This window comes from Nitrobacter sp. NHB1 (genome assembly GCF_036964665.1).
Taxonomy (GTDB): domain Bacteria; phylum Pseudomonadota; class Alphaproteobacteria; order Rhizobiales; family Xanthobacteraceae; genus Nitrobacter.
The window spans coordinates 1,318,997-1,330,760 of record NZ_JBAMDA010000001.1; the positions used below are offsets into that span (position 1 = coordinate 1,318,997).

At 61.9% G+C, this 11,764-nt stretch carries 12 protein-coding genes; 5 read left to right on the forward strand and 7 right to left on the reverse strand.

The window, feature by feature from the left end; genetic code table 11:
• Nucleotides 1-318: 318 nt before the first annotated feature.
• The 4 genes from V4R08_RS06255 (at nt 319) to V4R08_RS06270 (ending at nt 3,783) form a co-directional block, all read left to right on the forward strand.
• Nucleotides 319-1,542 carry a GNAT family N-acetyltransferase gene (locus V4R08_RS06255; protein ID WP_335578549.1) on the forward strand — a complete coding sequence of 408 codons (1,224 nt, stop codon included), beginning with the start codon at nt 319-321 and terminating at the stop codon, nt 1,540-1,542.
• A complete protein-coding gene (locus tag V4R08_RS06260) occupies nt 1,539-2,480 on the forward strand; it encodes a lysine-specific demethylase (protein WP_335578550.1) in 942 nt (313 codons plus the stop codon). Before V4R08_RS06255 ends, V4R08_RS06260 begins: the two co-directional genes overlap by 4 nt.
• A gap of 144 nt (nt 2,481-2,624) precedes the next feature.
• Complete coding sequence (locus V4R08_RS06265; protein WP_335578551.1) at nt 2,625-3,308, forward strand: site-2 protease family protein; 684 nt, start codon at nt 2,625-2,627, stop codon at nt 3,306-3,308.
• A 40-nt stretch (nt 3,309-3,348) separates the two neighbouring features.
• Nucleotides 3,349-3,783 carry a hypothetical protein gene (locus V4R08_RS06270; RefSeq protein ID WP_335578552.1) on the forward strand — a complete coding sequence of 145 codons (435 nt, stop codon included), beginning with the start codon at nt 3,349-3,351 and terminating at the stop codon, nt 3,781-3,783.
• A 54-nt stretch (nt 3,784-3,837) separates the two neighbouring features.
• Here the strand turns inward: V4R08_RS06270 and V4R08_RS06275 are convergent, their stop codons facing one another.
• The 7 genes from V4R08_RS06275 to V4R08_RS06305 form a co-directional block, all read right to left on the reverse strand.
• Nucleotides 3,838-4,632 carry a TonB family protein gene (locus tag V4R08_RS06275; RefSeq protein ID WP_335578553.1) on the reverse strand — a complete coding sequence of 265 codons (795 nt, stop codon included), beginning with the start codon at nt 4,630-4,632 and terminating at the stop codon, nt 3,838-3,840.
• 3 nt (nt 4,633-4,635) lie between these two features.
• Nucleotides 4,636-5,106 (reverse strand): TonB system transport protein ExbD, encoded by a 471-nt coding sequence (gene exbD, locus V4R08_RS06280; protein ID WP_335578554.1) that lies wholly within the window; start codon nt 5,104-5,106, stop codon nt 4,636-4,638.
• Between the two features lie 3 nt (nt 5,107-5,109).
• Nucleotides 5,110-6,051 (reverse strand): tonB-system energizer ExbB, encoded by a 942-nt coding sequence (gene exbB / locus V4R08_RS06285; protein ID WP_335578555.1) that lies wholly within the window; start codon nt 6,049-6,051, stop codon nt 5,110-5,112.
• 38 nt (nt 6,052-6,089) lie between these two features.
• Nucleotides 6,090-6,779 (reverse strand): Fe2+-dependent dioxygenase, encoded by a 690-nt coding sequence (locus V4R08_RS06290; protein ID WP_335578556.1) that lies wholly within the window; start codon nt 6,777-6,779, stop codon nt 6,090-6,092.
• A 29-nt stretch (nt 6,780-6,808) separates the two neighbouring features.
• A complete protein-coding gene (locus V4R08_RS06295) occupies nt 6,809-9,346 on the reverse strand; it encodes a TonB-dependent receptor (protein WP_335578557.1) in 2,538 nt (845 codons plus the stop codon).
• Between the two features lie 253 nt (nt 9,347-9,599).
• The gene (locus tag V4R08_RS06300; RefSeq protein ID WP_335580194.1) at nt 9,600-9,839 is read right to left on the reverse strand and encodes a hypothetical protein; all 240 of its coding nucleotides are present in this window, start codon (nt 9,837-9,839) and stop codon (nt 9,600-9,602) included.
• 143 nt (nt 9,840-9,982) lie between these two features.
• A complete protein-coding gene (locus V4R08_RS06305) occupies nt 9,983-10,462 on the reverse strand; it encodes a MarR family winged helix-turn-helix transcriptional regulator (protein WP_335578558.1) in 480 nt (159 codons plus the stop codon).
• 129 nt (nt 10,463-10,591) lie between these two features.
• Between V4R08_RS06305 and V4R08_RS06310 the strand changes: the two genes are divergently transcribed.
• Nucleotides 10,592-11,764, forward strand: coding sequence for an efflux RND transporter periplasmic adaptor subunit (locus V4R08_RS06310; protein WP_335578559.1), 1,173 nt, complete (start codon nt 10,592-10,594; stop codon nt 11,762-11,764).

The window sequence follows — 11,764 nt, forward strand, 5'->3', positions numbered from 1 at the left end:
CCTCGCCGCGGCTGACGTCGTGGCAAGTCGCAGACATTTCTCACAATGGTGAGGATCTCGACGCCCGTACTGGCGGAGACGGCGTGGTGCGGCTCGGATGTTCGTGAGTTTTGGGCACCACTGTTGAACGCAAGCGGAACAGTCAGGTTCGGCCTCGTCGCCACGGTGAACGTGCGGTTAACGCCGATGCGTATATTTGGTGTCGGAACCAACGTTATCTTCGAATGTTGCAAATAGCGTCTGCCGCGAGCAAGGTGGCGGCGGTGCACGGCTGCGCCCCTGTGATCTCGTAATCCATCGCAAATGGGGATTGGGGACATGGTCGATATGGTCAATTGGGCTCCGATTCGTCGCCCATCGATGAGCAGGTTCGCTGCGCGTCCGTCCTGGAGCGCAACACCCCGCGGGGCCACGGCACTCGCCTCAATCGACATCGACCAATGGCGAACGCTTGCCGACCGCGCTGTCGAGCCGAACGCCTACTACCTCGCCGACTGGGAACTGCCACTCGACGCGTCGGCGCGCGACCGGACCAACGCGTCCGCACTGACGGCACATAACGGCAGGTCCGCGGAGTCCGGTGCCGACGCTCTCATCGGCCTGATCCCCGTGATCTCCGCCTGGAGAGCCTACCGGATTCCGTTTTCCGTTCTGGTCAGCGCCGATCCCTATGGAACCCTCTGCACCCCGCTGCTCGGCGACGGCCTCGCGAATGAAGCCGCGACGACGCTGCTGCGCGAGGCGCGCGCCATCGGTCAGCACGCGCTGATCCTGCGCAACGTCGCGCTCGACGGCGCGGCCATGAAGGCCTTCACGGCAGCGCTCGAACACGACGGCATTAAACCGCATACGCTGCATGGCCATGTGCGAGCCTGCCTCGACGCAACACGCGAGGCGGATGAATTGCTGCGAGATGCGCTCGGCGTCAAGAAGCTCAAGGAGCTGCGCCGCCAGCGCAATCGTCTTGCGGACCATGGCGAGGTTTCGTTTCAGGTCGCGTCCGCTCCCGGCGACGTCGCGCAAGCGCTCGAAACCTTCCTTGTGCTGGAAGCCAGTGGCTGGAAGGCGCGGCGGGGGACCGCATTGCTCCAGCATGGCGGCGATGCGGCCTTCATCCGCCGCGCAGCGCCGGCGCTTGCCAAACGAGGCCAGTGTGAAATCGTAACGTTGCTCGCAGGCCCGACGCCGGTGGCGGCGGCTATCGTATTGCGCCATCAGGACCGCGCATTCTATTTCAAGCTTGGCGTCGACGAAAATTTCGCGAAGTTTTCACCCGGCGTGCAGTTGACGCTCGACCTCACGCGCCACCTCTGCGCCGACCCGGCGATTGCAGTGGCGGATTCCACGGCAAACCCGGGGCATCCGATGATCGACCCGATCTGGCGCGGACGGCTTGCGATCGGCGATGTGCTGATCCCGCTTCGCCGCCGCGACCCCACCGTTCCACTTGCAAGGGCGGCGATCGCGTTGCGCGGGCTGATGCGCGTGGCCGCGCGCCGCGCCGTTCATGTCATCCGCAAACGTCAGGAGAGAAATGCATGAACGCCTCCGAACCGACGCCGGTCATCGCCGCTGCCAACGATGCGCTTCGACGCGACTTCCCGCTCAAGCCTTTCGCGATCCGGCACAAGCTTGCGGGGCATCCGCTGCTGACGCTGCCGCGCATCGCGCAGTTGGCTGCCGAGCTGCCGCGCGACCTGATCGAGTACAATTCCGGCAAGGTCGCAATCAGCCAGGACCCCGATGCGATCCCGACGGTCGACCTCGATCCGGTCGAGGTGGTGGAACGGATCGAAACCGCCGGCGCCTGGATGGTGCTGAAACACGTGGAGAACTCGCCCGAATATCGCCGCCTGCTCGAGGATGCACTGCTTTCGGTCGCGCGCGCGCGCGGCTTCGACGGCCTGCACGATGCCGGCTTCGAGCAGATCGAGGGCTTTCTGTTCGTGTCCTCTCCGGGTTCGACCACGCCATTCCATCTCGATAGCGAAGACAACTTCTTCGTCCATATCCACGGCGAAAAATTCTTCACGATTTACGACAATAACGACCGCAGTCTCGTGTCCGATGACGAGATCGAGCGCTCAATGACCAAACATCGCAATCTGAAATTCGACGAGAGTTTCGCGCGCCGCGGCACCGAATTTCACCTGTTCGACGGCGACGGCTGCTTCGTGCCTTACCAGTGGCCACATTGGGTGCGCACCGCCGGGTCGCACTCGATCTCGATGGCCATCACCTGGAAGACGCGCGAGGTCCGCCGCGTCAACGATCTGCACTACTTCAATTCCATGCTGCGCCGCCTCGGCTGGCCGCAGCAGCCGCCGGGCGCGCGGCCCGCGTTCGATGCGGTCAAGCTGGCGTTCTATCGCACGGCGACGACGGCGGTCCGGCCGTTGCGCGGTTCGATGGCGATGCGGCGAATCCTGCGTCGCATCGCGCTCGGCAAGCAGGCGAATTACTATCTGAAAGACGCGTAGCCGGCCCGGCGTGCGGCCCTGGTGGTCCGATTCTGACCGTCAAAATGGTCCGTCCGGGCAGGCCGACCGCTCCTGTCCCTCTGTCATCGCCGCGGCAACCTGTGGTATGGGTCTCGTATCCGCCGAACCGCACGAGGCCGCCGATTGTCGGGCATTTCACTCTACACGCTGTCGGTCTGGGTGCTGCCGCTCGTCATCGCCATCACCTTTCATGAAGCCGCGCACGGATTCGTCGCGCACCGGCTGGGTGACAACACCGCCTGGCAACTCGGCCGCGTCAGCTTCAATCCGCTCAAGCATATCGATCCCTTCGGCACGGTGATATTGCCGGGGATTCTGCTGCTGTCACACGCGCCGTTCCTGTTCGGCTACGCAAAACCGGTGCCGGTGAATTTCCGAAATTTGAGCCATCCCCGCATCGACATGGTCTGGGTGGCGCTCGCCGGACCCGCCACCAATATCCTGCTGGCGCTGCTCGCGGCACTGGCATTTCACGGGCTCGGCCTGGTCCCGGACAACAGCGTGCAATGGGTCGCCGACAACCTGAAGAACGCGCTGATCATCAATGTCATTCTTGCGGTGTTCAACATGCTGCCGATCCCGCCACTGGACGGCGGACGGGTCGCGGTTGGCCTGCTGCCGAACGTTCTGGCGGTCCCGCTCTCCCGCCTGGAACCCTACGGACTGCTGATCCTCGTCGGCATCCTCCTGCTGCTTCCGATGCTCGGCAGCCAGATCGGTCTCAATCTTGACGTGATCTCCACCATCGTGAGAACAGTCACGGGTTTTGTGATACAGCTTCTGCTGCTGGTCACGGGCAATATATGATAAAAACATATGATAAAGACGTTGCAAGGGGCGTAGTCAGTTGATCAAAGCGCAGGACAAAATGATTGCAAGGCGTGCCGACACCAAGGCACGCACCGACTTAGCGACCTGGAAGATGATGGCGAAGCTGAACGGCGCATCGTCGCTACCCGACGACGCTCTGGCTTTCCTTTCGAGCTACAGGAACTTTCTCGAAACGATGCCGGAGACCGAGGCGAGCGAGGCCACCATCGGGCTAATGTACAAGAATTACTATGCGGAGATGGGTGGCACCGGAACGCCGCCGGACATCAAGTCGGTGCCGAAAGACCCGATCGTGGAACTCGATAATGTCACCGCCTTCAAACGGCCCGCACCACAACAGCCGCAGACCGTAAATTCCGGGACGACTGCAAGGCCGCGCCTGCCGGTCGCGCTGATCTTCATCTTGCTCATCGTGATTTACGTCGGCATCCGGTATTATCTTTTACGATAATCCGGGCAGTGCTGCGACGCGTCACCGACCGGGACGACGTCAGTGACGACGACGTCAGCCCTTGCCCTTCACCCGGAAGACCACCGGCAGGGTAAAGCTCAATCCCTCGTCCGCTACCAGCGGCGGCGGCGGCGGCACCGGATCGGACCGGTGCACCATGGCGAGTGCGGCCCTGTCGAAGACCGGATCTCCCGATCCCTTCACGACGGTGGCCGAAACGACATGGCCGAGACGATCAAGCACGAAATTGACGAGAATCTCCGCGCCCTTGCGCGTGCGTTCGGACGGATAGCGTTTGTGCTTGTCGAGATGCGCGACCAATTCCTTCTGCCAGGTCGCGCGGATGCGGCGGGCGCTCGCGCCAGTGCCCTGCTGCGGCGCGACCGAATGCTCCGATTCCGGTGCATGTTCGACGCTCGGCATCGCGGTCGCTTCGGCGGCCACCGACTCCTGCGAGGCCGACGTCTGCACGGCCGCCTTCTCGGGATCGTCATCGACCGGCTTCTTCGACTCGTTCTCGGTGACGATCCGATCCGGATCCTCGGTCTCGGTCGGCGTATCCTTGGGCAGATCGGTTTCCTTCACGACCGCCTTCTGCTCGGCAAGCGCGGGCGACGCGACTGACGCGTCGGTGTCCGGTCCGGGCGGCAGGTCGGTCGCCTCGCGATGCGGCGAGGACAGGTCGAGTCCGATCTCGATCGCCGGTGCGCCGAGATCCTCATCCGACTCGTCGGCCTGCATGTGAGCCATCGCCAGCGCCACACAGCCGAGATGGATCGTGATCGCCGCGGCCGCCGCGAAAACCCAGAGCCGACGGGACGGCGGTGACTCGGCGATCATCTCAGACATAGTTCAAAGCCTTGTGTTGTCTGTGGCCGGAACGGACTGGGCGTCCGGCACGCCCTCGAGCGCCACCAGCTTGATTTTCGCGTAGCCGCCTGCGTGCAGGATCTCCAGCACGTCCATCAGGTCGCCGTAAGGCACCGCGCGATCCGCGCGTAGAAAGATGAAACTGTCCTTGGTCATATTCGGAGTGGTGTCGAGCGTCCGGACCAGATCGACGCGCTTGACCATGTTTTCGCCGATCGCGATGGCAAGATCGGCCTTGATGCTGACATAGGTCGGCTTGTCCGGTTTCTTTTGCGGCGTCGCGCTCGACGTCGGCAGGTTGACCGGCAGATCGACGGTCGACAGCGGCGCTGCCACCATGAAGATGATCAGGAGGACAAGAATAACGTCAATGAACGGCGTGACGTTGATTTCATGCGCTTCGGCGTATTCCTCGTCGTCGTCAAAACCGCCTTCTGCAATCGACGCACCCATCGCCTACTCCGCCGCGCGCGAGCGCGCCTCGCCAATGGAACTGACATGAGTGCGATCAAGATCGCGCGACAGCAGGCGGCCCGCCAGTCCCGACGCGCGGCCGACCAGTTCGATGTAGCCCCTCGTCACGCGGGCGAAGTGATTGTAGATGATGACCGCCGGGATCGCCGCGACGAGGCCGAGCGCGGTCGCGAGCAGGGCTTCGGCGATGCCGGGCGCCACCACCGCGAGATTGGTGGTCTGCGCCTTCGAAATCCCGATGAAGCTGTTCATGATGCCCCAGACCGTGCCGAACAGGCCGACGAAGGGGGACGTCGCACCGATGGTCGCAAGCAGACCCATGCCGAGCCGAATGCGACGCGATTCCGCGCGGACGATTTCGGCAAAGTTCGACGCTGCTCTTTCCTTGATGCCGGCATCGCTGGAGATTCCGGCCGACAGCCGCGCCTCGCGCATCGCCGCCGCCAGCAACGAGGCCAGCACGCCGTCCTTGGCGCCAAGCGCCATCTGCGCTTCCGCGAGCGAGCGCGACTCGCTGATTTTCGTCAGCGCCGCCCGCAGCGCGCGTTGCGCGAACGACAGTTCGATCATTTTCGCGATGCAGATCGTCCAGGTCACCAGCGAGGCAAATGCCAGACCGATCATCACCAGCTTGACCAGGATATCCGCCGACAGAAACATCGACCACGGCGACAATTCATGAGGCGTCGTCGGTTCCGGTTTCAGCAGATTGGTGGCGGCGGCGTTCGAAGCGGGCGCGGAATCGGCGGCAGGCTGCTGTTGCGATATCGCAGGGGGCGCTGATGTCGGTGCCTGAACCGGTGAGACGACCGGCACTGACGGCGACGGCAACTGCTGTGCGGCGGACGGCGGCGGTGCGGTGGTCCTGCTCTGCTGTGCGGCCGCAGGCCCTGCGAGCGACGCCAGCGCCAACGCGACGGCCATCGGCATACTTATTAGAAGCGTTCTAAACATTACCGCGCTCATACCTCGGCCCAATAGCGAATGAGATTGTGATAGATGCCTGTCAATTTGACCGTTTCAGGGTCATCGCGCCCGAGACGCTCGACAAGGCGCTGAATTGCCGTATCGAGATCGAAAATCAGGCCGCGCGCGTGGTCATCCCGTATCATGCTCTGAAGCCAGAAAAAAGACGCTACACGAGCGCCGCGCGTTACCGGTGTCACCAGATGCAAACTGGACGCAGGATAAAGTGCCAGATCGCCGGCCGGCAGCTTGATTTCATGCGAACCATAGTTGTCTTCAACTACCAGTTCGCCGCCGTCATAATCATCCGGCTCCGATAAAAATAGCGTGACCGACAGGTCGGTGCGAATGCGCAGGCCCGTCAAACGATCGCCGCGCACGGCGTTGTCGACGTGAACGCCGAAATGATGCCCGTCGGCCGCGACGTAGCGATTGAACAGCGGCGGAAAAATCTGCAGCGGGATCGCAGCCGAGATGAACCGCGGATTCGCTGTCAGCGCCGAAATGATCCGGTTGCCGAGCGTTCGCGCCGCTTCGCTGTCCGGCGGCAATTGCTCGTTCTTCTTGACCAGCGCCGACTGAGCGCCGGCCGTGGAGCGGCCGTCCTCCCATTCGGCCGCGTCCATAATGCGGCGGAAATCCACCACATCATCCTTTCCCAATACGCCGGGGACGCAAGTCAGCATGTATCCGCATCCCCGAACATGGATCGCGATCAGTAACGAGCGGACAGCGTCAAGTAAGCGACGCGGCCCGGCGCCACGAATACGAACGGCGCCGCACTCTGATACAAGGCGTCATAGTAGAGCTGATTGGTGATGTTGTTGACGGCAAGCTTCACTTCCCAGTTCTTGTTGACCTTGGCTTCGACGAACGCATCGAAACGCCAGTAGTCAGGCAGCGAGGTGCCCTGGTTGGCCGCGAGGAAGGTGCCGCCGTAGATCTGCGAGCGATAGGTGGCCTGCCCGCCGACTTCCCAGACATCACTCAACTGGTATTTGGACAGAATGTTGAACGACTGATGCGCGATGTTGGCAAGCGGGCGGCCGACATTGCTCGCGTAGAGCAATGGCTGCGCCGACGGGACCAGCGACTTCGTCACCTCCGACTGCATCAGCACAAGGCCGGCGAACACGCTCCATTTGTCGGTGATCTTGCCGGCGGCCTCGATGTCGATGCCGCGGATACGATAGGCAGCGCCTGCAGAAATCTGTGAGACGCTTCCCGCAATGCCCGGCACCGTGACGTTCTGCGACTCGCGAGCGTTGTCCTTCCAGGTCTCGAACAACGCGGCCGAGACCAGCAGATGGCGATCGAACAACTCCCACTTGGTGCCGACTTCGGCGGCGCGGTTCTTTTCCGGCCCGAATATCTGGCTGGAGTTGCCGTTGAGGATTGGGGCGAGCCCTCCGTACTGAGCACTGGTGCCGTCGAACTCGGCGCCGACCGGATTGGACGACGTCGCGTAGGCCGCATAGATGCTCGCATACGGCAATGGCTTGATGACCGCGCCAAGATTGTAGTTGGTCAGCCCGCTGTCGAGCGACTGGGTACCGAACACGTTCGGGACGCTATTCACGGTGCCGTAACCGCTGGTGCCGATGTGGTAGTCGTCGTAGCGGATACCGCCGTTGAGAATGATGAAGTCGTTATAGTTGGCGGTATCGAGCAGGTAGACGCTCTTGGTGTCGATATTGATTTTGGTCGGCAGCCCCACGAGCGACGGCTCGGTACCGAACGGCAGATTGGTGTATTGCGGGTTGAAGACGTTGACGCCCGGCAGCGAACCGGAGCCGCTGAAACCGCCGGGCAACTGCTCCGAACTCAACCCTGAATACTTGTCGATGCTGGACCTTTCGTTCGAATATTCGAAACCCGCCAGCGCGGTATGGCGCCACGGTCCGGTGCCGAACTTGTAGGTCGCCTCGCTCTGGTTGGCGATGACGTCGGTGGGCTGAAAGCGGCTCTGCGGATTGGCAGAAAGCGTCCAGAGAGCAGGGTTCGGATTGGTCAGGTCCGGGCGTTCCGGCAGCGTCCCGATATAGTTCAGAACGGAACGCTGCACGCGCGTCTTGTTGGTGACGAGAATATCCGGCGTCACCTGTGCTTCGAGGTTCAGCGTGCCGATGTCCTGCTTGTAGGACTGGAAGTCGCGATTGACGAAACCATAGAACGTATTGCGATTGAGGCCGAATTGCGGGAACGGACCGCCTGCGGTCGAGGTGTAGGGCGAGGAGCCGGGCCGATAATAGGGAACACCGAAGTCGGGGATGCCGTGCAGATCGGTGTGGATGTAGTTGGCCTGAACCTTGATGGCGTCGACCGGCTTCCAGGTCATCGCGATGAAACCGCCGCCGCGATCGTCGGTGGTATAGTTTCGGCCTGCGACGTTGGCGTCCTGGAACAGGCCGCCCGCGCGAATGGCCAATGTCGGACTGATGACCTGATTGACGTCGAGCACAACCCGCTTGGTCTGGTCGGTGCCGAACATCGTGTCCATGTTGTAGAAGCTTTTCTCGGTCGTCGCCTGCTTGGTCACGATATTGATCGCGCCGCCGGTGGTACCGCGGCCCGCGAACGACGAGCCCGGCCCGCGCAGGATTTCCACCTGTTCGGTGAAGAAGTTCTCGCGGACGCTGACGCCGGCATCGCGAACGCCGTCGATGAAAACGTCGTTGCGCGCATCGAAGCCGCGAATGAAGAAGCGATCCCCGAAAGCGTTGCCGCCCTCGCCTGTGCCGAGGGTGACGCCGGCCGTGGTGCGCGCCACATCCCTGAGCAAGGTGGCGCCCTTGTCCGCGAGTACTTCCTTGCTGAGCACCGTGACCGTCTTCGGCGTGTTCAGCAGCGGCTCCGGAAACTTGCCGGACGCCTGCAAGTGATCGACCTTGTAGGGCGCGGCCGCATCCGCGTAGGGATCGCGATCCGCCGCAAGGGTGCCGGCGTTGGGAAACGGCACCGGCGCGACCTGCGCCGGCTGGGCGCGGCGCGCCGCGTGGCGCAATGCCGTGCGCGCCCGGACATGATCCGCCGTGGGCTTCGACCTGGCATGATGCGGGCGAACGACCGGGGCATCGATCGTTACCGCCGGGAGGTTGGATTGCTGCGCTTCGGCGGCGGAGAAAGAGGCAACCGCGATGAGTCCTGCAACGGTGGAAACCTTGCCGACGGAGTTGATTTCCAACGACGACTTGCCGATCGAATCGGCCGCTGCGATCGTCCGCAACGACCGCGGCATCTTTGCATTGCTCATGAAGCGCCCCCAATCAAGAAATAGGTCAATAAGCGCAGTTGACGCTGCGCTAATTTGCCACGCGGGGAGCAGTACCGATCAGGATTTTGAGGGTCAACGTGATTTGACAAAATTGTGGTATGAAGTTTTTTGAATGCCTCTAGATCAAAACGATTCTAAACTAGTTGACCGATCTGGCGTGATGTCTTGTGGTCAATTCCTTTGACTGCGCTATTTATGAAACAATTTTAGGTTGCCGGAGCGTGGCAAGAGATCAATCGGCGCTCGGCGGCTTCATCAACGAAAGCATTTCGTCGACGGTCTTTTGTGCGACGCTTCGTATGCGATCCGTGTCGTCGGTCCCGGCGATGTTCACCTGCCGCACCACGGCTCTGATCTCGTCGCGGAAATCGGTCAGAAACCGAAGCGGGTCCGGAGAACCGTTGGCCACGCGTGCGATCAAACCCGTAATCATGATCTGACAGGCTATCATCCGGCCGTTCAGTTCGTCCATCGTTGGCTCCCTTTTGCGCTTTTGCGCGCCCTGCAGCATCGCACGACGTTTTTGCACTGAAGGTGATATGGAAGAAGCAATCTCCGGTGACAATCTGATTTTTGGAAGCTTCGCGTGAGCCTACGCCGTGTCGAAGGCCACCGCTATTTGATCGCAACATCGTCCGGATTGTCGGAGGCGCTCCTGTTTTCGGAGGCGCTCTTGATATGACGCTTGATGTCGCGGAGAGCCTCAAGGCTGGTTTCGATCGTGCTCGCGGGCATCCCCTGAAAGACATCCGCGGCAATGGAGTCGCGCAGGCTGTCCAGATCGTCGACGAGCCGGCGACCCGCCTCGGTCAGAAACAAACGATTGGCCCGGCGGTCCCGCGGGTCGGGGTGCCGCTCCAGAAGGCCGTGGTCGACGAGGCGATCGAGCAGGCGGACCAGCGAAATCGGCTGCAATTCGAGGACTTCAGCCAGATCGACCTGCGATAGACCTTCCTGTTGACGGAGCCGGAACAGGACAATCCACTGGGCCCGCGTGGTCCCGCGTCCCTTGGCGCGCTGGTCGATATAGTTGCGGAGCAGACGCGAACTTTCGACCAATTGCGAGATGAACTGGCGTTTGAGATCGAGAGACATCGGTCCCAAAGCTTTCCGATTGTTTAGGGATTCTCAAGTTATAGTGTGTTTACACATAATATGCACGCATATATCCACGGCTACCCGGACAATTTTTGAAGTCCTGACTTTTCAATGCTTCGAGCCATCATGTCCCGGTTGCGAACTCTCGGTTGGGCGTCCTTCGTCGCGGTGATCGCTCTTGCGGGCGGTTACGCGCTTTGGCAGCACAATACGAAAGCGCATAACAGCGCGACTCGTGCCGATGCCGCAACGGGCCGCCCGGTCCCGGTCAAGACCGCAATCGTGAAGAAAAGCAATTTCCCGATCTACTTGACCGGACTCGGGACAGTCCAGGGTTTCAACACCGTCGTGGTGCGGACCCGCGTCGACGGCCAGATCGACCAGATCGCCTTCAAGGAAGGGCAGATGGTCAAGAAAGGCGACCTGCTCGCCCATATCGATCCGCGGCCATTCCAGGCGGCACTCGATCAGGCCAAGGCCAAAAAGGCGCAGGATGAAGCCAGTCTGGCCAATGCCAACCTCGACTTGCGGCGTTATACCCAGCTCGGCGAATTCGCGACGCGGCAGCAGACCGACACCCAGCGATCCACGGTGCAGCAGCTCACCGCGCAGATCGTAGCGGACGAAGCCGCGATCGCCAACGCACAAACTCAGCTCGACTACACCAACATCCGCGCGCCGATCGCGGGCGTCACCGGCTTCCGTCAGGTCGATCAGGGCAACATCGTCAACGCCTCGACGCAGACCGGCATCGTCACCATCGCGCAGATCGAGCCGATCGCCGTGATTTTCACCGCGCCGGAAGAGCATCTGCCGCAGATCAAGGACGCCCTCGCCGCCGGATCGCCGAAGACGATCGCGTACTCCACCGACGGCAAGCGGATCCTGTCCGAGGGAACGCTGGCGCTTATCAACAATCAGGTCGACACCACGAGCGGTACTATCCGCCTCAAGGCGATCTTCAAGAACAAGGATCACGTCCTGTGGCCCGGGCAGTCGGTCGCGACCCGGCTGCTCGTATCCACCCTGAAGGATGCCGTCGTGGCCCCCGACGACGCCGTCAAGCATGGAACCGACGGGCTCTATGCCTACGCCGTCAACCGGGACAACAAGGCCGAGCTTCGCAAGATCAAGGTCGGGCCGTCGATCGATGGCCAAACCGTCATCGAGGGCGGCCTGACCCCCGGAGACCATGTTATAATTGCTGGACAATACCGGGTTCAGCCGGGGTCGGTGGTGACCACCACAGTCGCGGACTCCGAGCCATCTGACGGCAAGGCTGCTGGCAAGGCCGACTAG